This is a genomic window from Hahnella aquatica (SeqCode), assembly GCF_965194505.1.
Lineage (GTDB): Bacteria > Pseudomonadota > Gammaproteobacteria > Burkholderiales > Burkholderiaceae_A > Hahnella > Hahnella aquatica.
Window position 1 is genome coordinate 64305 of sequence record NZ_OZ239144.1, and the last position, 20779, is coordinate 85083.

Sequence of the window (20779 nt, forward strand, 5' to 3'; positions counted from 1 at the left end):
GTAGCTTTGATAACCTGCCGCCATGGTCTCCACCCTTGACGACGCGCTGTGTGCAGAGGCTTCATCCCTCGGTGGTTGGCTGCCCTTTGATGCCTTCATGGAGCTGGCCCTGCACCACCCGACGCAGGGCTATTACGCGGTGCCGGCAGGCCCCACAGGCCCATTTGGTGAGTGCGGCGATTTCGTCACAGCGCCCATGCTGGGTCCTTGGATGGCCCATGCGATGGCCCGGCGGTTCGAGGCCCTGACAGACCTGGCAGCAAGCCAGGGGCGTGCCTCGGCCCTGAGCCTTCGAGAGTTCGGCCCTGGAACGGGCCGGCTGATGGCGGACCTGCTCGCGGTGCTCTGGTCCCGCGGGGTTCTGCCCGAGCGTGTCGAACTGATTGAACGCAGTGGCGGCCTTCAGGCCCGCCAGCAAGACACCCTTCGTTCGGTGTTGCAGGCGCTGGACCCTGCCGCCTGGTCGGCGCTTGAGCCCCGATTGGTCTGGCCGGCCCGCTGGCCAGATGAGGCCATGCCACCCTTTGACGGCCTGGCGATGGCCAATGAAGTGGCCGATGCCTTGCCCGTGAAACGCTTTGAGTGGCGCGGCCCGGGCGATGTCCTGGAGTGGGGTGTGGTGAGGGCCTCTGGGGCTGGTGACCCTGCCTGGGCATGGGAGCCCCGGCCGGCTGAAGGGCCCTTGCTGGAGGCCGTGATGCAGCGACAGGCGCAGGTCTCTGAACGCCTGGGCCCCTGGCGATCGGGCCACATGGGGGAGTGGTGCCCCAGCCTACAGGCGTGGGCCAGCACAGTGGTCGCGACCGTTCATTGGGGCGAGGTGATCTTCATCGACTATGGCTATGAGCGCCTGGAGCTGGACCATCCCGACCGCAGCGGAGGAACCCTGGCGGGCCATCGGGCCCACCGGCGGGTCGATGACCCCATGGCCTGGTTGGCCTTGCCAGGTGAGATGGACCTGACAGCCCATGTGGACTTCTCCGAGCTGGCCCAGGCTGCGCGCGCAGGGGGCGCGTCCTCGGTGGCAGTGCAGACCCAGGCGGCCTGGCTGCTCGACCAAGGCCTGCTCGATGTGGCGACCGAGTTGCTCTTTGAAGGCGGTGCGGGGGCCCCGCCTGCGGAGCCCTCAAGGCTGCGAGCGCTCTCGCAACTTCAGACCCTGCTCTCGGACGATGGCATGGGCCAGCGATTTCTTGCGCTCACAGCAACGATCGGCCAGTCAGATCCTTTGTCGCCATTGCGGTGAGCTGTTCGAGGCGGGCCTGGGCAACCGCCTCAGCAATCGACTGACCCTTGGACTGGGCCTCTTGGGCCACCGCACCCACGGGTGTCTGAAGCAGTTCGTACACCTGTTGGGCCAGATGTTCACAGGCCTGGGCGGGCTGGTTGTGCAGCAGGCGGCCGAGATGAATGAGTGCAGCCAGGCGCTCTGGGCGTCGGAAGAGGTCTGCGCTCTGGCACCACTGCAGGCAGCGGCCTGCCCATTGCGCTGCAGACTCCGAAGGCTCCCGCAAGGGCACCTGGTCCAAGCCTGCGCCGAGCATCTGCACCCACTCATGGACGGCCTTGGGCACCACGGCCGACATCGGCTCGGGCAGTTCCTCGGCCCAGAGCACCGCTGCGGTGATCAAGGGATCGGTCTTTGCCAGGGCCAGGGCCTCCAGCTGCGCCAGGCGCGTCTGCGTTGGCGCGGGGGCCTGCATGATGCGCGGCCAGGCACCCACCGACACCAAGAGCTCGACCAGCCGTTGTGGCGCCACCTCGGAGAGGCCTTTGAGCACCTCCTGCCAGACCCGCTCGGCCACCAGGTTGTCGGCCTCACCAGCCTCCACCATGCGCGCGCAGAGTGCAGCGGTGTCGGGGTCCACCTGGGCCCAGGGCCATCGGGCCATGAACCGGGCCAGTCGCAGGAGTCGAACGGGATCCTCTTGAAAGGCGGGGCTGACATGTCGGAGCCGCTGCCCTTGGAGATCCGCATGGCCGCCGTGTGGGTCGTGCAGCTGGCCTTGCTCGTCGACGGCCATGGCATTGATGGTGAGGTCGCGCCGAAGCAGGTCGTCCTCGAGGGTCACGGAGGCGTCGGCCTGAAATTGAAAGCCGTGATAGCCCACGCCGCTCTTGCGCTCGGTGCGAGCCAGCGCGAATTCCGCCTGGGATGTCGGATGCAGGAAGACGGGAAAATCTCGGCCCACGGGCCGAAACCCGGCATCCAGCATGGCCTGCGGAGTGGCGCCCACCACGAGAAAGTCATGGTCGGCGCTGTCGTCGCCCAGCAGCGCATCCCGGACGGCGCCGCCCACACAGTAGAGGGCCACGGTTGTGGGCAGCCGGGCACAGACGGGATCGGTTCGCTGCGGGGCCAGGGCCCGCAGCCGCGCGGCGGACTCGTGCAGCGGTCTGGTCAATCCTGGAGCAGGCGGGTGGTGCGACGCTGCAACAAGCGCCCGCGAACGGTCTGGCCGCCGAGAAACAGTGGCGCCATGGCATGCAGGCTCATCGGGGCTCGAATGCCGAGTGCCGCAGACATGGGTTCGGCCGAGACATTGGGCACGCTGGCCGAGGCGAGGTTGTCGCGGGAGATCAGCGGCCGGCCTGGCAGGTGCTCCATCACCAGGGCTTGAAGCCAGGAGAGGCTGTCGGGCAACGGAAGAATGGGCCGTGGGTGTCCGCTGTAGACGCCGGCCCAGTGAACAATCTCGTAGAGGCTCAGCACATCGGGGCCCACCACGTCGTAGACCTGGCCGATCGTCTTGGGATTCTCGATGGCATTGCAGACCGCATGGGCCAGGTCGCCGACATAGACCGGCTGAAACTTGGCGTGGGGCGTGGCCAGCGGAACGATCGGCATGATCGCCTGCAGTCGTGCGAAAAGCCGCAGGAACTGGTCTCCAGGCCCGAAGACCACCGAGGGGCGCAGGATGGTGAGGTCCAGGCCGTGCACGCCGCGCAGCGCCGCCTCTCCAGCCGCCTTCGAGCGCAGGTACATGGAGGGGGCATGGTCTGAGACGCCAAGCGCGCTGATGTGAATGAGCCGACGAACACCTTGGCGGGTCATGCAGCGGGCCAGGCGTGAGGGCAGCTTCACATGGGCTTCATCGAAATCGGGCCCCCAGGGGCGTCCGGGCTTGCTGTGCAGCAGGCCCACCAGGTTGACCACCTGGCTGGCTCCGGCCAGGGCGTCGCCGAGTGCGCCCTCCTCGCGCGGGTCGAGGGTGACAATCTCAATGCCTGGAAGGCTCCAGAGGGCCCGCGCGCGGCTGCGGGAGCGCGTGAGGATGCGCACAGCGCCGGCAGCGCCACCGGCTCGGGAGACCAATTCAGCGGCAATGGCCTGGCCAATGAAGCCAGCCCCTCCAACAATCACAGTCTTGCGAGGTGTTTCCATCTGATTCGAGTCCTTAGGGGTTCACCGCCAGGCGGCTTGGGCCCGGGCCAATCTGGGCGAGCCACTCGTTGAGCAAGTTTGATGTCTCGGATTGTCTCAGCAAACCTTGGTAGACCGCCGTGTTGGCCAGCACTTGTTTCACATAGCCACGGGTCTCGGAGAAAGGAATGGACTCGGCAAAGGCTGCACCTGGAATGGTCTGGGTGAGTTGGCCGGACCAGAGTCGGCTGCGAGATGGCCCCGCGTTGTAAGCCGCCGTGGCCAGAATGGCAGAGCCTTTGAAGTCTCGGGTGAGGTCTCTTAGGTAATGGATGCCCAGGGAAATGTTGGTCTGGGGCTCCTCGAGTCGGTCGAGCCGAAAGCCCTTGAGGCCCATGTCGCGGGCCACCGACTTGGCTGTTTTGGGCATGAGCTGCATCAGGCCCACGGCCCCGACCGGTGAACGCACCGCCGGCAGAAATCGGGACTCCTGCCGCATGAGCCCGAGCACCCATGCGGTCTCCAAGGGCTCGGCCCGATTGGCCAGGTCAATCTCACGCCGATGGAAGATCGGGTAGCGCAGGGAGAGGTCGTGGAGCTGCTGGGTTCGAATGGCTGCTGCAATGCCACGATCGGGGTGGCCCGCCTCGAAGGCGAGCTGGCTGGCCGCCAGCAGTGCGGCATCGGGGAGGTCTCGAATGAGCCCATTCCACTCCAGAGAAGCCTCTGAGCGCATGCCCAGCGAGGAGAGCTTGAGCCCCCGATAGACGCTCGGATGGTCGGCCAGGCGGGCCCGTTGCTCTGCGATCTGTCGTCGCGTTCGGGCGTCGGGTGGGGGTACAAAGATCTGCCGACCCAGGGCCTCGGCCGTGAGAATTTGATAAAAACCCCAGCCCGGCGGAATGGTGGCCCAGATGGCCCGGGCCTGCTCATGCTGGCCGGTCTGAGCGGCCAGCCAGCCCCGCCAGTAGGCCCAATGGTCTTGCTGTTGAAGGCTTGTCGGCATCACGGCGAGGATCTGCCGAAGCGCAGCCCAGTCGCCCATTCGAAGAGAGAGCCGTGCCGCAGACTCGAGCAACACCGGCGGCTGTGAGCCCACCGAGCCAAAGCCCTCACGGATGAGTGGCCAGGCCTTGGGGTCGCTTCGCAGCCAGAGGCGGCTGCCAATGGCGAACTGCAGGAAGGCGCGCTGCTCGGCGGAGAAGGTCTTCTGGGTCTTGTCGAGCTGGGCGGCGGCCTGTGTGCTTCGAATCTGTGCCATGGCCAGAAGCCGCAGCACGGCCTGCTCGGAGGTGGACAGCCGCAACCCCCGCGCGGCCGACCAGAGTTGCTCAGCCGCCTTGAGGTCGCCCTGGGTGGCCATCGCACGGGCCCGGTCTCGCACCCCTTCTGCTTCGATCAGGCCCCGGGCCGCGAGGTCCTCGAGCAGGTCTTGGCAGCCAAGGGTGGACTCCTGCCCCTGGGTGACCGCCAGCAGGTTCGGGGGATCAAGGTCTGAACGCAGCCGCGCCTGGGCGCAGCGCAGTGGACTGGAGTCGAGGTCTGCTGGAATTTGACGAATGATGTCGCTCGCCTTGGACCAAGGCGCCGACTGCAAGGCCGCCACGCCCCAGTCGCGATACAGCGCCCGAACCAGGACATGGCCTTGGTGGGTCTCCGAGAAGTCCTTGGCGGCATGCTGGGCCGCCTCGGAAAATGGCTGGCCGGTCACCACCAACTGGCTGCGCCAATAGGCTGGCCAGATGCGAAGGGGGTCTTGCCGCAGGGCCTGCTCGGCCTGCAAGAGTCGGGGAATGCTGCGGGCCTCAAAGGCGGCCTTGGCCGAGACCATGGCATGCACTGGGGCCGTCGATGGGGGTGGGTCTCGGGGCTTGGCGCTGAGGGGGACCGTGAGGCTGGTCAGGGCCAGCGCCAACAGGCTGGAGGTGAAGAAGGTGGGTTGCATCGGACTACGATAGCCTGGGTTCCCTCAGAATCGAAAGATATGTCGTTGTCTAAAGCTGAAATTGTCTCCATCAAGTCGTCTCTGCGGCGAGAAGCCTTGCAGGCACGGCAGGCCATGGCGCCAGCGCACCATGCGCAGTCCTCGTTCGACCTGGCCGAGCGGCTTGACGGCCTTCTGGCGGCCCAGGGCTGGCAGCGGCCCCTGGTCTTCTGGCCTTGGCGTGCCGAACCCGACCTGAGGGCGCTCTGGGCGCGGTGGCGCTCCCGCGGCCTGGCCCTTGGGCTGCCCGTGGTGCAGGCCATGGATGCGCCCCTGACCATGGTGGCCTGGGGGCCGGACGATGCCTGGACATCGGACGCCATGGGGCTGCCGGTGCCGGTGCATCAAAAGGCCTTTGACTCAGACTGCTGGGTGGTGCCCTGTGTGGCCGTAGACGCCGAGGGCCATCGGCTCGGCGCGGGCAAGGGCTTTTACGACCGGACTTGGGCGGCCTGGCCGCCAGACCGCCCCCCCCCGACATTGGTCGGTGTCTGCTTTGAAGAGGCTCGGCGACCGACATCCTTCGGTGAGCCGCATGACCTGCGGCTCGATTGGCTGGTCACGGAGCGGTCGGTTTGGGAGGTCCCAGGCCCAGGGCCTCGATGATGGCCAGCGTGGGCTCGGCCCGGTTCATGGTGTAGAAGTGCAGGCCGGGCACGCCGGCCGTCATGAGCTGATCGACCAGGTCGGTCACCACGGACTGGCCGAACGCCCGGATGGAGGCCAGGTCGTCGCCGTAGCCCATGAGGCGCTGTCGGATCCATCGCGGAATCTCGGCCCCACAGGCATCCGAGAAGCGCGCCAACTGGCTGTGGTTGGTGATGGGCATGATGCCCGGCACGATGGGAATGTCGACGCCCAAGGCATGGGCGTCATCCACGAACCGAAAGTAGGCATCGGTGTTGTAGAAGTACTGCGTGATCGCGCCCGTGGCACCCGCCTGAACCTTTTCGACGAAACACTGCAGGTCGTGCTGGGCCGAGCGCGCCTGCGGATGGATCTCGGGGTAGGCGGCCACCTCGACCTCGAAATGATCGCCAAACCGCTCTCGAATGAAACGCACCAGGTCGACCGCGTGGGAGAACCCCCCGGCCTGCCCATAGCCGGAGGGCAGGTCACCCCGCAGGGCCACCAACCGCGCAATGCCTTGACCTCGATAGCCCTCGAGCAAGGCCTGCATCTCGGCCTGGCTTGCGCCGATGCAGGAGACATGGGGCGCGACGGCCGGCAGCAGCCCTTGGAGCTGGGCCACCGTGGCCAGGGTGCCCTCGCGGGTGGACCCCCCGGCCCCATACGTGACGGAGCCATACCGAGGCCCCAGCGCATGGGCGAGCTGTGACACGGTCTCGCCCAGTTGCGCCTGGGCCTCCGCCGTCTTGGGCGGGAAAAACTCGAGGCTGAACTCCATGATCGCGAGGGCCGATCAGGATCAGTATCGGTAGGCGTTGGGCTTGTAAGGGCCGTCCTGGGGCACACCGATGTAGCGGGCCTGCTCGGGCGTGAGCTCGGTCAGCATGGCCCCGATCTTCTGGAGGTGCAGCCGGGCCACCTTCTCGTCCAGATGCTTGGGCAGCACGTAGACCTTGCCCTTGTCGTAGGCATCCTGGTGGCAGAAGAGCTCGATCTGGGCAATGGTCTGGTTGGCAAAGGAGGAGCTCATCACAAAGCTGGGATGGCCCGTGCCGCAGCCCAGGTTCACCAGACGGCCTTGGGCCAGCAGGATGATGCGCTTGCCGTCGGGGAAAATGACATGGTCGACCTGGGGCTTGATCTCTTCCCACTTGCACTGGGACAAGGCCGCCACATCGATCTCGTTGTCGAAGTGACCGATGTTGCAGACGATGGCCTGGTCCTTCATCTTGGCCATGTGGGCATGGGTGATGACGCTCTTGTTGCCCGTGGCGGTCACGAAGATGTCGGCCTTGTCGGCGGCGTAATCCATGGTGACCACGCGGTAGCCTTCCATTGCGGCCTGCAGGGCGCAGATGGGATCGACCTCGGTGACCCAGACCTGGGCGGAGAGGGCGCGCAGGGCTTGGGCAGAGCCCTTGCCAACGTCGCCGTAGCCGGCCACGACTGCAACCTTGCCAGCAATCATGACGTCGGTGGCGCGCTTGATGGCATCGACCAGCGACTCACGGCAGCCATAGAGGTTGTCGAACTTGCTCTTGGTGACCGAGTCATTCACGTTGATGGCCCGGAAGGCGAGTGTGCCCTTGGCAGACATCTCGTTCAAGCGGTGCACGCCAGTGGTGGTCTCTTCGGTCACGCCGATCACCGCATCGAGGTGGCGCTGATAGAAGCCAGGGTCTTTGGCCAACTGGCGACGAATCGACTCAAACAGGCAGGTTTCTTCCTCGCTCGAGGGCTTTCCAAGCACCGAGGGATCGCGGGCTGCATCGGCCCCGAGGTGCAGCAACAGGGTGGCATCGCCGCCGTCGTCGAGAATCATGTTGCTGGGCTTGCCATCGGACCAATCAAAGATGCGATGGGTGTAATCCCAGTATTCCGCCAGGCTCTCGCCCTTCTTGGCAAACACAGGCACACCGGCCTCGGCGATGGCTGCAGCCGCATGGTCTTGGGTGGAGAAAATGTTGCAAGAGGCCCAGCGCACCTGTGCACCGAGTGCAGTCAGGGTCTCGATGAGCACGGCCGTTTGAATGGTCATGTGCAGCGAGCCCGTGATGCGAGCACCCTTCAAGGGCTGCTTGGCTGCGAACTCTTCCCGAATGGCCATGAGTCCGGGCATCTCGGTTTCAGCGATTTTGATTTCTTTGCGGCCCCAGTCGGCCAGGCTGAGGTCGGCGACCTCGAAGTCTTGGGTGGAGATTGGTTTGATGACAGCGCTCATCTCGCGCTCCTTTCTTGGTTCAAGTGGATGTCGCGAGCGCCGTTAACCGCCAAGCGACACGGGTGTCGCCTGGCTGCCCAAGCCTGGGAGAAAGACTCTCGCAGCGCTCCTTGGGCAATCCAGGATTCTCGCCGCGATCGGCCGCCCGGTCAAGGCTGCCCCTTCGCGGCGTGTGCAGCGCCCCCCGATGCCCCCCGATGCCCTCCAAGGATCCTCGAGGATCCCCGAATCCCTAAAGGCAGCGGCTGCGCAGGGCTTCAGCCCGGTCGGTGTGCTCCCAGCTGAACTCCGGCTCCTCACGGCCAAAGTGGCCATAGGCAGCCGTCTTCCGATAGATCGGCCGCAGCAGGTCGAGCATCTGCACGATGCCCTTGGGCCGCAGGTCGAAGACCTCACGAACAGCCTCGGCGATGCGCTCATCTGGCACCACCCCGGTGCCCTCGGTGCTCACCATGATGGAGGTGGGCTGGGCCACGCCGATGGCGTAGCTGATCTGAATCAGGGCCTTTTTGGCCAGGCCCGCCGCCACGATGTTCTTGGCCACATACCGGCCGGCATAGGCGGCGGAGCGGTCGACCTTGGAGGGGTCCTTGCCCGAGAATGCACCACCACCGTGAGGGGCCGCGCCGCCGTAGGTGTCGACGATGATCTTGCGGCCGGTGAGGCCACAGTCGCCCTGCGGCCCGCCAATGACAAATCGGCCTGTGGGGTTGACCAGGTACTTCACGTTGCCCTTGACCAACTCCTTGGGCAGCACGGGCTTGATGACCTGCTCAATCACCGCCTCTCGAAGCGCCTCGAGGCCGATGTCTGCATCGTGCTGGGTGGAGAGCACCACGGTGTCGATGGCCACCGGCCGGCCATTTTCGTAGCGCAGGGTGACCTGCGACTTGGCGTCGGGACGCAGCCATGGCAGTCGGCCATCTCGGCGCAGCAGTGACTGGCGCTCGACCAGGCGGTGGGCGATGTGAATGGCCGCGGGCATGAGGCTCGGGGTTTCATCGCAGGCATAACCGAACATGAGGCCCTGGTCGCCAGCACCCTGGTCGAGGTTGTCGTCATGGGCCTTGTTCACGCCCTGCGCGATGTCGGGGCTCTGTTTGTCATAGGCCACGAGCACGGCACAGCCCTTGTGATCGATGCCGTAGTCGGTGTTGTCGTAGCCGATGCCCTTGAGGGTTTCACGGGCCACCTGGATGTAGTCAACGTTGGCGGTGGTGGTGATCTCGCCGGCCAGCACCACGAGCCCGGTGTTGCAAAGGGTTTCGGCGGCCACCCGTGCATGCGGGTCCTGCTCAAAGATGGCGTCGAGGATGGCGTCGGAGATCTGGTCTGCGACCTTGTCGGGGTGTCCCTCGGAAACCGATTCCGAGGTGAAGAGATGGCTTGCTGGCATGGTTGGCTCCACGGTGATCGTTGGCCTTGCGGCCGCTTGCAGCGTGGAGCACAGGGAGACCAGATGCATACGCTTTAGCGGTATTTGAAACGCTCATCGCCCCGCAAGTTGTCGATTAAATCGGCGATTCAGTCACTATAGACCCTATGCAAGCATTGTTCAAAATCGGTGCCCAGCTACCCCTGTGGCTGCTGCGAGGCCTGGGGCATGCCTTTGGCTGGCTCACCTGGATGGCCTCTGCGCGGTATCGGCGCAGCTTTCGGGCCAACTGGGTGCGGGGCCTTCAGGTGCTGCAGGCCAAGGGCCTTCTCACATCCGAGCCGTCGATGGCTGGTGCGATTGGCCGGGCCGGATGGCTGGTGACCGAGCTGCCCAAGATCTGGTGCGACCCCAGGGCCGAGCAGGCCATGCCCATGGCGGGGCTTGCCCACCTCGATGCGGTGCTGGCCGGCGGCCACGGCGCCCTGGTGCTCACCCCGCATCTGGGTGCCTTCGAACTGGCACCTCGGGTGATTGGCCGCCATCACCCCATGACGGTGCTCTACCGACCTTCTCGCAAGCCCGCCGTGGAGCGACTGCTGCAGGCGCTTCGGCCCACACCGGTGGTGAAGACGGCGCCAGCCACTGCGGCCGGTGTTCGACAGCTCATGCGATGCCTTCGGGCCGGTGAAACGGTGGGCATGCTGCCCGACCAGGTGCCCGGCCAGGGCGATGGGGCATGGGCGCCATTTTTTGGGGAGCCCGCCTACACCATGACCCTGCCCTTGCGGCTCGCCCAGGCCACGGGGGCTGGCATCGTCTGGGCCAGCGCCCTGCGCACCCCGGGCGGCTGGCAGCTCGTGCTTGAGCCCTGGGTGCCGGCCGGAGGCCTGCCCTCCGATGCCGACCTGGGCCCTTGGCTGGCCGCCCTCAATGAGAAGGTCGAGGGCCTGATTGCGCGGGCCCCGCAGGACTACCTCTGGGCCTACAACCGCTTCAAGGTGCCGGCAGGCCGGGCCCCCGCCCATGCGTGAAGGCTTTATTCAGGCAGGGCTCTGGGTTGCCGCTTCCATCGCAAGGCTGCCGCGACCTCTGCGCCGACGCATGGAGGAAGGCCTGGGCTGGCTGCTGTTTTATGTGGTGGCCCGTCGACGTCGGGTGGCGCTTCGCAACCTGGCCCTCTGCCTGCCGAGCCTCTCGCCTGCCGCCCGTCGAAACATCGCCCGCACGCATTTTGTCTGCTATGCCCGCGCCTTTTTCGATCGCTTCGCCCTGGGGCAGTGCGATGCACCGACGCTCTCCGACTGGGTCGAGGTGGTGGATGCCTGGCGGCTCGAGGCACTCAAAGGTCAGCCGGTCATTGTGCTGGCCCCGCATTTTCTCGGCCTCGATGCAGGAGGTGTTCGGCTTCAGTTGCTCACGCAAATCGTGTCGATGTACTCCAGCCAGCCCAGCCAACGCCTCAATGATTGGGTGCTGTCGGTTCGCAGCCGTTTCAATGAGCCCGTTCTGGTGCCACGCAACGATGGCATCGCACGCCTGGCCCGACTGGTGAGGCGCGGCCTTCCCGCCTACTTTCTGCCGGACATGGACTTCGGTGAACGCGATGCCGTCTTTGCCACCTTCTTCGGCCAGCCCGCGGCCACGGTGACCAGCGTGGTGCGCCTTGCACAACTGACGGGCGCGGCCGTGCTGCCCCTGGTGACCACCATGACCGAGACCGGCTATCGGGCTGTGTTCCACCCACCCTGGACCCACGAACGGGATGAAGACCTGTTGGCGGCCGTGCAGCGCATGAATGACTTCATCGAGGCCCGTGTGCTGGAGGCGCCGAGCCAGTACCTCTGGACCCACCGCCGGTTCAAGACCCGGCCCGCCGAGGCCCCGTCGGTCTATGGATAATCCGGGGATGGGCAACCCCTCTGGCATTCCGTTCACCAAGATGCATGGCGCCGGCAACGACTTCATCGTGATCGATGCGCGGGCCGGGCTGTCGCCCGATGCGCTGGCCCCCGAGCGCCTGAGGGCCATGGCAGACCGACGCCTGGGCATTGGGGCAGACCAGATCCTTCTGGTGGAGGCCTCACAGAGCCCCGAGGCCGATTTTGTCTACCGAATTTTCAACGCCGATGGCCACGAGGTGGAGCAGTGCGGAAATGGTGCCCGCTGCTTTGCACGCTATGTGGTTGACCATGGCCTGGCCACCGGCCCCGTGATTCGGGTGAAGACCAAGGCTGGCCTCATTCAGCCGCGGGTGGAGGCCAGTGGCGATGTCACGGTGGACATGGGCGCGCCAAGGTGGAAGGCCTCGGACCTGCCCTTCGATGTGCAAGGGCTGCCACAGCGCATGGAGGGGGGCCATGTGTTGTATGGCCTGGATGATGCATCTGGCCAGTGTCACTGGCTCTCTGCAGTCTCGATGGGCAACCCGCACCTGGTGGAGTGGGTGGCAGATGTAACCGCCTTTCCCGTGGCCCAAGCGGGGCCCTGGCTGGAGTCGCATCCGCGCCTGCCCCGTCGAGTCAACGCGGGCTATGCCCAGAGGGTGGATGAGGCGACGATTCGCCTTCGTGTCTTTGAGCGTGGGGCGGGTGAGACCCTGTCGTGCGGCACGGGGGCCTGCGCGGCGGTGGTCTCGGGCATGCTGCATGGCCAGCTCAAAAAAGGAGCGGCGGTGTCGGTATCAACCACCGGTGGCCGCCTGCAGGTGCAGTGGTCTGGCGAGCCCGGCGCCAGTGTGTTTCTCACGGGCCCTGCGGCCAATGTCTTTGAAGGAGTCTGGTTCTCATGAGTGCAGTCAACGATGCGGCCGTGGCCGCCTTCCTTCAGGCCCATCCCGATTTTTTTGATCGGCACCCCGACCTGCTCGGAGACCTCGCCATTCCGCATGGCCAGTCCAATGGATCGGTCTCGCTCATTGAACGGCAGACCATTGTTCTGCGTGAACGCATCAAGGCGCTGGAGTCGCGCATGACGGCCATGGTCCACAACGCCCAGGACAATCGCCGACTGGAGGACCAGCTCATGCTGTGGATTCGCGACCTCCTGCAGGGCGCTGATGCCGTGGCACGGGCCGATGGCATGGCAGCTGGCCTGGCCAAGCGCTTCACTTTGCCGGCTGCGGCCTTGGCCATTTGGGGGCCAATCACCAAGAAGAAGGCCCCGGCCTGGCAGGTGGCAGCAGACAACCCAGCCGTGGCCCTGGCCGATGACCTCATGCGGCCCATCTGCCTGCCGGTGGTTGCGCACCAGGCGCAGTTGGCCCTGGGCGTGCTCTCGTCCGCCCAGCGCGATGCCGTGCAGGGCGGCTCGGTGGCCATCCTCCCCCTGCGGGTGGGTGCTGCCCCATCGAGCTTTGGCCTGCTGGTCTTTGGCGCGCCAGACCCCGGTCGCTTCTCACCCGATCAGGGCATCGACTTCCTTGAGCGTCTATCGGAGTTGGCCAGTGCCGCCTTGCAGTCCCTGGCCAGCCCTCGGCCTGCAACGGACTGAGATGGCCAATGGCCCAGAAGACTACCTCGGGCAGTTGGCCCTGCAGCACTACTCTGCCCAGACGATTGATGCCTATCGACGAGACCTCGCGGCCCTGACCGAGGCCCTCGCGGGCCTGCCCTTGGAGGCCTGCACCACGCAGCAGCTTCGGCCCGTGCTGGCCAAGATGGCCCAGGCCGGGCTCGGGCCGAGGTCTTTGCGCCGAAGGCTTGCAGCCTGGCGAGGCTACTTCGCATGGCTGGTGAGTCAGCGGGTCCTGACCCAGAATCCGGTGGCCGCATTGAAGGCGCCCAAGGCCGAGCGTTTGCTTCCCAAGGCCCTCTCGGTCGATGCAGCCTGCGCCTATGTCTCGGGCACGCAGGCCACAGGAGATGGACCGTTGTCTGGCTGGCAGGCGGCCCGGGCGCGGGCCTTGCTGGAGCTCACCTATGCATCGGGCCTTCGGCTCTCGGAGTTGGTGGGCCTGAACCTGGCCCCCTCGGCAGACCCCATGCACGGCTGGGCCGACCTGCAGGAGCAATTGGTCACCGTGGTGGGAAAGGGCCGCAAGACACGGGTGGTGCCCATGGGCGCCCCGGCGGTGCTGGCCTTGCAAGACTGGCTTGCGGTTCGGGAAAGCCCCTTTGATGCGCAACGCCAGCAGGCATTGGCGGCCCCGAACCAGCCCTTATTCCTGAACCGAAGGGGCGGTCGGCTCTCCGGGCGCGGCATTGAGCGAGTCTTCACGGCCCAGGCCCGGCAGTCTGGCCTTGGCCAGGCGGTTCATCCGCACATGCTGCGGCATTCATTCGCCAGCCACCTGCTGCAGTCCAGTGGAGACCTTCGGGCGGTGCAGGACATGCTCGGCCATGCGCAGATCGCCACCACCCAGGTCTACACCCACCTTGATTTTCAGCGGCTCTCGTCGGTCTACGACGCCGCCCACCCAAGGGCCAAACGCGTGCAGACCGATGGCGAGAAGGATGCAAAATAGCCCCATGATTCCTGTCACCATCCTCACCGGCTTTCTGGGTGCCGGCAAAACCACCCTGCTCAAGCGCCTGCTGCAAGAGGAGCACGGCCAGCGAATGGCTGTCATCGAAAACGAGTTCGGTGCAGAGAGCATCGACAACGAACTCCTCTTTGAAGACCGGCAGGAGCGCATTGTCGAGATGAACAATGGCTGCCTGTGCTGCACGGTGCGTGGCGATCTCGTGGAGATGCTGGGCCGCCTGCACGACCGACGCGAGAAGGGCGAAATTTCTTTTGATCGCGTGGTCATTGAGACCACCGGCCTGGCCGAGCCCGGCCCAGTGGCCCAGACCTTCTTCGTCGACGATGCCGTGGCCGAGCGCTATCTGCTCGATGCGGTGATCACGGTGATCGATGCCCAGCATGGCCCTCAGCAGCTCGATGAGAATGCAGAGGCGCAGGCGCAGGTGGGCTTTGCAGACCGCCTGCTGATCTCCAAGTCAGACCTGGTCACGGCCGAGGCATTGACGCGCCTGCAGGACCGGCTTCGTCGCATGAACCCGCGCGCACCCCAGGCGCTGGTGCATTTCGGAGAGGCCAAGATCGATCAGCTCCTCGACATTGGTGGCTTCCACCTCAATGCGGCCCTGGAGATCGACCCCAACTTCCTTGACACCGAGGCCCACCATCACCACACCGACGACGTGAGCTCGTTTGTGTTCAAGGCCGACCAGCCGTTTCACAACGACCGATTCGAGGGCTTCATGTCGGCCGTCTCACAGGCCTACGGGCCGCAGTTGCTTCGGTACAAGGGCGTGCTCTGGATGAAGGACAACGACCACCAGATGGTTTTCCAGGGGGTTCACATGCTGATGGGCGGTGACAAGGGCCGGCCATGGAAGGCTGGCGAGCCACGGCAGAGCAGGATTGTCTTCATCGGCCGGCGTCTGCCGAGGGATACAATCGAGAAGGGGCTGCGCCAATGTCTGGCGCCAGCCTGAAGAAAATAGAAGGTAGCCGTGATGAAGCAAGTAGCATCCAAGATGATCGAAACAGAAGAACAGCTCCTGGCCCAGCCAGAGAGCGCCTACATGAGCTCGGCCCAGCTCGACTTCTTTCGCCGCCGGCTCGTGGCCCTCGAGGCTGAGCTGCGCTCGAATGCAGGCGAGACCACCGAGCACCTGCGTGAGACGGTGCTCGTGCCGGACCCAGCAGATCGCGCCACCATCGAGGAGGAGCATGCCTTGGAGCTGCGAACCCGCGACCGGGAACGCAAGCTTATCAAGAAAGTGCAGCAGGCCCTGGCCAGCATCGATTCGGGCGAGTACGGCTACTGCGAGGAGACGGGCGAGCCCATCGGCCTGCAGCGGCTGCTCGCACGCCCCACGGCCACGCTCTCGATCGAGGCCCAGCAGCGGCGGGAGCTGCGGCAAAAGCAGTTCGGCGACTAGCCCCGGCGTCTCATGTCCGATGGATTGACCTCCAGTCAGAAGGTCGCCACGCTGGTGGAGGCCCTGCCCTACATTCGGCGCTTCCATGGCAAGACGGTGGTGGTGAAGTACGGCGGCAATGCCATGACGGACGAAGCCCTCAAGCAAGGCTTTGCCCGCGATGTGGTGCTGCTCAAGCTCGTGGGCATCAACCTGGTCGTGGTCCATGGCGGCGGCCCGCAGATCGAAGACCTGCTCGGCCGCGTGGGCAAGAAGGGTGAATTCGTGCAGGGCATGCGGGTCACCGATGCCGAGACCATGGACATCGTGGAGATGGTGCTTGCAGGCAAGGTGAACAAAGAGATCGTGGAGCTCATCAACCATGCCGGGGGCAAGGCCGTGGGCCTCACCGGCCAGGATGGCGGCCTGATCCGTGCACGCAAGCTGGTGCTGCAGGCTGCCGATCAGACACCGGGGCCCGACATTGGGCAGGTCGGCGAGATCGAGGCGGTGGACCCCCAGGTAATCGCTTCGCTGCTCGAGAGCGGCTTCATCCCAGTGATTGCGCCGATTGGGTCCGGTGCCCACGGCGAAACCTACAACATCAATGCAGACCTCGTGGCGGGCAAGCTCGCCGAAATCCTCAAGGCCGAGAAACTCATTCTCATGACCAACACCCCTGGCGTGCTCGACAAGTCCGGGAATCTGATCACGGGCCTCACCGCCCGCGAAATCGACCACCTCTTTGAGGACGGGACGCTCTCGGGTGGCATGCTGCCGAAGATCAGTTCGGCCTTGGATGCAGCCCGCAGTGGGGTGCAGTCGGTTCACATCATCGATGGCCGTGTGCCCAACAGCCTGCTGCTGGAAATCCTCACCAATGAGGGTGTGGGCACGATGATTCGGTCCCACTGACATGCCCTTGCGCCACGGGCTGGGCCGCATTCGGCCTGGCCGCAGCCGTGATGCGGGCCACGGCCCGGTCTGGCTTCTCGACCTCGACAACACCCTGCACGATGCCAGCCACCGGCTCATGGCCGAGATCAATCGACGCATGACCGACTACATCATGTCTCGGCTGGGCCTGTCCCGAGAGCAGGCCAGTGAGCGCCGGCAGCGGTATTGGCGCCGCTATGGCGCCACGCTCTTGGGGCTGGTGGCCCATGACGGCATCGATGCCACCGATTTCCTTCATCAGACCCACCCAGACCACGACCTGCTCGACCACCTGCTGCCCGTTCGGGGCCAGTCGCTGCGCCTGCGTCGCCTGCGGGGCCGACACTGGCTGCTCACCAATGCGCCGCGCCAGTATGCCTGGCGGGTGCTTCGCTTCCTGGGCCTGGACCGTCAGTTCGAGCGAATCATTTGTGTGGAGGACATGCGGGCCATCGGCCGGCTGCGGCCCAAGCCGTCGCCATGGCTCTGGCAGCGGCTCGTGCGGCTCACAGGGCGGCCCGCCGGGCAGGTCATTCTCGTGGATGACAGCGCCGACAACCTGCGTGGCGCGCATCGGGCTGGCCTTCGGACGGCCCGGGTCTGGGCCTCGGCCGCCCAACGGGCCAAGGGCTGGTCGCTGGGCCGCCCCCCGAGTGCGCAGCGCCCAGTTTTTGCGCATCATCAAGTAAACTGCCTTTCAGCGTTGGCGCGTCTTGGAGACAGCGTCCGCAGGAGAGCCCATGACTGAAGCCGAAGATTCAGCTGAGACCCCTCGCAAGCGGCCCAAGCCCGGCGAGCGCCGCCTGCAGATCCTGCAGGCCATCGCGGCCATGCTGGAAGAGGGAGAGGCCGAGCGGGTCACGACCGCAGCCCTGGCGGCGCGGCTGCAAGTCTCAGAGGCGGCCCTCTACCGACACTTTGCGAGCAAGGCCCAGATGTACGAAGGCCTGCTGGAGTTCATCGAGCAGACCATCTTCGGCCTCATCAACCAGATCGATGCCTCCTCCGAGACCCCCATTCAAAAGGCTCGGGCCATCGTGAACATGCTGCTGGCCTTCGCAGAGAAGAACCCCGGCATGACACGGGTGCTCATCGGTGAGGCCATTGTCTTTGAGCACGCCCGCCTGCAGCAGCGGGTCAACCAGATCATGGACCGCATCGAGGCCTCCTTGCGTCAGACCTTGAAGCTCGAGGCCGTTGAAGGCGGTTCGGCCGACCCGACCAGTCAGGCCAGCCTGGCCATGGGCTTTGTGATGGGCCGGTGGCTTCGATTCGCCAAGACAGGCTTTAAGCAGCAGCCGGCAGAGCACGCGGCCGAGATTCTTCCCAGGATTTTCTAGGCCTTGGCCGCCAAGGGGCTAGGGGACTAAGGGCTGGGCTGTTGGTGGGGTGTCGCGCAGACGCTGCAGCCTAGATGCCGTGGCACCGTCACCCGAGAGATCTCGAGCCGCTTGGCATCGATGAGGCGCAGTTCACCGGCCTGGACGGGAAGCCCCATGAGCAACTGCAGGGCCTCGTGTGCCTGCATGAGGCCCACCATTCCGGCGGCGGTGGAGAACACCCCGAATGCGCCGCAGGCTGCATCGGCGCCTTGTAGGCCGGGCTCAAAGAGGCATGCATAGCAGCCCGCCTGTGGCGCCCGCGGATCCACGACCAGCAACTGGCCCGACCACTGAATGACCGAGGCAATCACCAGTGGCTTGTGTGCAGCCACGCAGAGGCGGTTGATGAGCTGTCGGGTTTCAAAGCGATCGGTGCAGTCGAGCACGACATCGGCCTGAGCAATCCAGCCCGGCAAGTTCTCTGCATGGCCGTGCTCGGCCTCGGCCAGGATGGTGCAAAAAGGCGTGCGGTCCGCAAGGCTTGCCTGGCCCGCCAGCACCTTGGGCCTGCCCACATCCTGTGGGCCAAACAGAATTTGACGCGGCAGGTTGGAGGCATCGACCGTGTCGCCATCGACCCAACGCAGGCGGCCCACACCGGCTGCGGCAAGGTACTGGGCCGCGGGGCAGCCAAGCCCACCGGCACCCACCACCAGGACCTCGGCATGCCTGAGCCGTTGCAGGGCTGCATCGTCGACCTCCGCCAGCAGGAGCTGGCGGCTGAAGGTTCTCTCCTCGTCGAGCGGGCCGAACTGGGCCACGATGCCCCGCGCTTACTGGGGCTCTGGCGGCGCCGGGTTGGTCGCCACGGGCTGGCCTTGCAGCAGGGCGACGGCCTGTTTGAGCTGGTGGTCATCGGCCGACCCAAATGCAACCGGCTTGCGGTCGGCTGCGGGCTCCTTGCCCTGTGTGCGGGTCTGCCCGCTCGAGCCCTGTTCGGGGCCTTGGCCATTGTTGAGGTGACGGTTCAGGTCGGCCTCACGCAGACGGAAGCGGTCGGAGATGTCGCCCTCGGCCGTCTCTTCCACCCAGTAGTCGGGCCGGATGCCCTTGGCCTGGATGGACCGGCCCTTGGGTGTGTAGTAACGGGCCGTGGTGAGCTTGATGGCGGTGTTGCTCGTGAGCGGCAGGATGGTCTGGACCGAGCCCTTTCCGAAGGTCTGGGTGCCGATCACCTTGGCGCGGCCGTGGTCTTGGAGGGCGCCTGCCACGATCTCGGAGGCGGATGCCGATCCTGCATTGACCAGCACGGTCATGGGAAGGGACTTGGCCAGTGGATGCAGATCGGCCAGTGGGTCTTTGCCGCCGCGCTGATAATCCTCGGCCCGTGTCCGGAAGCTGCGCTTGGCATCCGGCTGTCGGCCATCGGTGGTCACCACGACCATGTCGCCCGGCAGGAAGGCAGCTGAGACGCCCACGGCTGCATGCAGCAGGCCGCCTGGGTCGTTGCGCAGGTCGAGCACGATGCCCTTGATGGGCTGCCCGGGATTGGACTGGGCCTGGGCCAGGAGCTTGTTGAGGTGGGACACCATCGTCTCGACGGTGTGCTCCTGGAATTGGGTGATGCGCAGAAAGGCATAGCCTGGCGCAACCCAGTTTGACTTCACACTCTGGACTCGGATGACATCGCGAACAATGGTGATGACCACCGGCTGGTTGACGCCTTTGCGCGAGATGGTGAGCTCGATGCTGGTCTTGGGCTTGCCCCGCATGAGCTTGACCGCATCCTGCAGGCTCATGCCCTTGGTGGCCTTGTCGTTGATCTTGATGATGAGGTCGCCGGCCTTCACGCCAGCCCGGTCGGCCGGGGTGTCCTCGATGGGTGAGACGACCTTCACAAAGCCATCTTCCACCCCCACCTCAATGCCCAGGCCTCCAAACTCGCCCTGGGTGCCGACCTGCAGCTCGCGAAAGGCATCGGCATCGAGATAGGTGGAGTGAGGGTCCAGACCGGTGAGCATGCCGCTGATGGCCTCGGTGATGAGCTTCTTGTCTTCCACCGACTCGACATAGTTGGACTTGATGGCCCCATACACCTCTGCAAACTGGCGCAGCTCGTCGACGGGCAGGCTCAGGCGAGACTCGCGTTGGGCCAAGGCCGACAGGCCCACACTCAGCAGCACGCCGCTGATGAGCCCGGTGCCAATCCATCCGGTGATCTTGAGTTTGGAGAGGGTTGCAGTGGTCATGTTCGAGCAGCTTTCAATGAGCGTCCTTGGTGGGCAACCGCCGACATGGCGGCCTCAATCTCTGAGGGATCCGCCAAGTATCGACGAGAAACGAGCGCCAGCCCAGCATTGAATTCCAACACCATGGGCTGGGCCGTGGGAATGTTGAGGTCGATGACCTCGTCATCCGAGAGGTTTTCAAGCAGCTTGATCAGGGCGCGAAGCGAGTTGCCATGGGCTGCGATCAGAATGCGCTGACCTGACCGCAGGGCCGGCACCACACGCTCCTCCCAGAAGGGCCGTACCCGGGCGACGGTGTCTGCAAGGCACTCTGTGGTGGGAATCTCATCGGGCGAGAGGTGACGATAGCGGGGGTCGTGGCCCTCCCAACTGGGGCTTGCGCGATCGGCCGGCGCTGGCCGAATGCTGAAGGAGCGACGCCAGATGTGCACCTGGTCCTCGCCATGGAGGCTCGCGGTCTCGGCCTTGTTCAGGCCTGCAAGCGCACCGTAGTGGCGTTCATTGAGGCGCCAGTCCTGCTCAATGGGCACCCAGATGGTGTCGAGCGTGTCGAGGGTGATCCAGCAGGTTCGAATGGCCCGTTTGAGCACCGAGGTGAAGGCCCGGTCGAAGCCAAAGCCGCGGTCTTTGAGCAGCAACCCGGCCCGCCGGGCCTCCTCGCGGCCCGCATCGGTGAGGTCGATGTCGACCCATCCGGTAAATCGGTTCTCAAGGTTCCATTGGCTTTGTCCGTGCCGAAGCAGCACGACAGGAGGGGGCGCAGGCATGGTTCAAGACGCTTTCTACAAGTTGGACAGGTTGACCGCATTCTATAATCCGGGGTTC

21 protein-coding genes and 1 riboswitch are annotated in these 20779 nt (G+C 65.3%); of the genes, 12 read left to right on the forward strand and 9 right to left on the reverse strand.

The window, feature by feature from the left end; translation table 11 throughout:
• Positions 1-22 precede the first annotated feature (22 nt).
• A complete protein-coding gene (locus AC8GDA_RS00280; RefSeq protein WP_506556335.1) occupies positions 23-1246 on the forward strand; it encodes a class I SAM-dependent methyltransferase in 1224 nt (407 codons plus the stop codon).
• Here AC8GDA_RS00280 and AC8GDA_RS00285 read toward each other — a convergent pair.
• Genes AC8GDA_RS00285 through AC8GDA_RS00295 form a run of 3 tightly spaced genes read right to left on the reverse strand, consistent with a single transcriptional unit; the run spans position 1200 to position 5309 of the window.
• Entirely contained in the window at positions 1200-2405 is a 1206-nt protein-coding gene (locus AC8GDA_RS00285) for a hypothetical protein (protein ID WP_506556336.1), read from the reverse strand. The two genes, AC8GDA_RS00280 and AC8GDA_RS00285, sit on opposite strands and share 47 nt — an antisense overlap.
• Positions 2402-3385: a complex I NDUFA9 subunit family protein gene (locus AC8GDA_RS00290; protein WP_506556337.1), complete on the reverse strand. Its 984-nt coding sequence runs from the start codon at positions 3383-3385 to the stop codon at positions 2402-2404. Before AC8GDA_RS00290 ends, AC8GDA_RS00285 begins: the two co-directional genes overlap by 4 nt.
• 13 nt (positions 3386-3398) lie before the next feature.
• Positions 3399-5309, reverse strand: a complete 1911-nt coding sequence (locus tag AC8GDA_RS00295; RefSeq protein ID WP_506556338.1) for a lytic transglycosylase domain-containing protein — start codon at positions 5307-5309, stop codon at positions 3399-3401.
• 39 nt (positions 5310-5348) lie between these two features.
• On the opposite strand from AC8GDA_RS00295, the gene AC8GDA_RS00300 reads away from it, so the two are divergent.
• Positions 5349-5954 carry a 5-formyltetrahydrofolate cyclo-ligase gene (locus AC8GDA_RS00300; protein ID WP_506556339.1) on the forward strand — a complete coding sequence of 202 codons (606 nt, stop codon included), beginning with the start codon at positions 5349-5351 and terminating at the stop codon, positions 5952-5954.
• Here AC8GDA_RS00300 and metF read toward each other — a convergent pair.
• The 3 genes from metF to metK all read right to left on the reverse strand — a co-directional run bounded on the left by metF (position 5908) and on the right by metK (position 9595).
• On the reverse strand, positions 5908-6756 hold the full coding sequence (metF, locus tag AC8GDA_RS00305; protein WP_506556340.1) for a methylenetetrahydrofolate reductase [NAD(P)H]: 849 nt from the start codon (positions 6754-6756) through the stop codon (positions 5908-5910). The two genes, AC8GDA_RS00300 and metF, sit on opposite strands and share 47 nt — an antisense overlap.
• Positions 6757-6777: 21 nt before the next feature.
• On the reverse strand, positions 6778-8199 hold the full coding sequence (gene ahcY / locus AC8GDA_RS00310) for an adenosylhomocysteinase (protein ID WP_506556341.1): 1422 nt from the start codon (positions 8197-8199) through the stop codon (positions 6778-6780).
• A gap of 27 nt (positions 8200-8226) precedes the next feature.
• Positions 8227-8317: riboswitch (S-adenosyl-L-homocysteine riboswitch) on the reverse strand.
• A gap of 114 nt (positions 8318-8431) precedes the next feature.
• Positions 8432-9595 carry a methionine adenosyltransferase gene (gene metK, locus AC8GDA_RS00315; RefSeq protein WP_506556342.1) on the reverse strand — a complete coding sequence of 388 codons (1164 nt, stop codon included), beginning with the start codon at positions 9593-9595 and terminating at the stop codon, positions 8432-8434.
• 146 nt (positions 9596-9741) lie between these two features.
• Between metK and AC8GDA_RS00320 the strand changes: the two genes are divergently transcribed.
• Genes AC8GDA_RS00320 through slmA form a run of 10 tightly spaced genes read left to right on the forward strand, consistent with a single transcriptional unit; the run spans position 9742 to position 17723 of the window.
• Positions 9742-10608, forward strand: a complete 867-nt coding sequence (locus tag AC8GDA_RS00320; RefSeq protein ID WP_506556343.1) for an LpxL/LpxP family acyltransferase — start codon at positions 9742-9744, stop codon at positions 10606-10608.
• Positions 10601-11476 carry a lysophospholipid acyltransferase family protein gene (locus AC8GDA_RS00325; RefSeq protein WP_506556344.1) on the forward strand — a complete coding sequence of 292 codons (876 nt, stop codon included), beginning with the start codon at positions 10601-10603 and terminating at the stop codon, positions 11474-11476. The genes AC8GDA_RS00320 and AC8GDA_RS00325 overlap by 8 nt, the downstream gene beginning before the upstream one ends.
• A 7-nt stretch (positions 11477-11483) precedes the next feature.
• The gene (dapF, locus tag AC8GDA_RS00330; protein ID WP_506556345.1) at positions 11484-12365 is read left to right on the forward strand and encodes a diaminopimelate epimerase; all 882 of its coding nucleotides are present in this window, start codon (positions 11484-11486) and stop codon (positions 12363-12365) included.
• The gene (locus AC8GDA_RS00335; RefSeq protein ID WP_506556346.1) at positions 12362-13066 is read left to right on the forward strand and encodes a DUF484 family protein; all 705 of its coding nucleotides are present in this window, start codon (positions 12362-12364) and stop codon (positions 13064-13066) included. Before dapF ends, AC8GDA_RS00335 begins: the two co-directional genes overlap by 4 nt.
• A gap of 1 nt (position 13067) precedes the next feature.
• Positions 13068-14039, forward strand: coding sequence for a tyrosine-type recombinase/integrase (locus AC8GDA_RS00340; protein WP_506556347.1), 972 nt, complete (start codon positions 13068-13070; stop codon positions 14037-14039).
• A gap of 4 nt (positions 14040-14043) precedes the next feature.
• A complete protein-coding gene (locus tag AC8GDA_RS00345; protein WP_506556348.1) occupies positions 14044-15018 on the forward strand; it encodes a CobW family GTP-binding protein in 975 nt (324 codons plus the stop codon).
• Between the two features lie 42 nt (positions 15019-15060).
• On the forward strand, positions 15061-15468 hold the full coding sequence (dksA, locus tag AC8GDA_RS00350) for an RNA polymerase-binding protein DksA (protein ID WP_506556349.1): 408 nt from the start codon (positions 15061-15063) through the stop codon (positions 15466-15468).
• Positions 15469-15480: 12 nt separating this feature from the next.
• Positions 15481-16362 (forward strand): acetylglutamate kinase, encoded by an 882-nt coding sequence (argB, locus tag AC8GDA_RS00355; RefSeq protein ID WP_506556350.1) that lies wholly within the window; start codon positions 15481-15483, stop codon positions 16360-16362.
• A 1-nt stretch (position 16363) separates the two neighbouring features.
• Positions 16364-17131: a pyrimidine 5'-nucleotidase gene (locus AC8GDA_RS00360; RefSeq protein ID WP_506556351.1), complete on the forward strand. Its 768-nt coding sequence runs from the start codon at positions 16364-16366 to the stop codon at positions 17129-17131.
• A complete protein-coding gene (gene slmA / locus AC8GDA_RS00365) occupies positions 17124-17723 on the forward strand; it encodes a nucleoid occlusion factor SlmA (protein WP_506556352.1) in 600 nt (199 codons plus the stop codon). The genes AC8GDA_RS00360 and slmA overlap by 8 nt, the downstream gene beginning before the upstream one ends.
• Positions 17724-17749: 26 nt before the next feature.
• Here the strand turns inward: slmA and AC8GDA_RS00370 are convergent, their stop codons facing one another.
• The 3 genes from AC8GDA_RS00370 to gpmA are packed head-to-tail and all read right to left on the reverse strand — an operon-like array spanning position 17750 to position 20721.
• On the reverse strand, positions 17750-18526 hold the full coding sequence (locus tag AC8GDA_RS00370; RefSeq protein WP_506556353.1) for a HesA/MoeB/ThiF family protein: 777 nt from the start codon (positions 18524-18526) through the stop codon (positions 17750-17752).
• A gap of 12 nt (positions 18527-18538) precedes the next feature.
• Positions 18539-19954 (reverse strand): S41 family peptidase, encoded by a 1416-nt coding sequence (locus tag AC8GDA_RS00375; protein ID WP_506556354.1) that lies wholly within the window; start codon positions 19952-19954, stop codon positions 18539-18541.
• A complete protein-coding gene (gene gpmA / locus AC8GDA_RS00380) occupies positions 19951-20721 on the reverse strand; it encodes a 2,3-diphosphoglycerate-dependent phosphoglycerate mutase (protein WP_506556355.1) in 771 nt (256 codons plus the stop codon). The genes AC8GDA_RS00375 and gpmA overlap by 4 nt, the downstream gene beginning before the upstream one ends.
• Between the last annotated feature and the right edge of the window lie 58 nt (positions 20722-20779).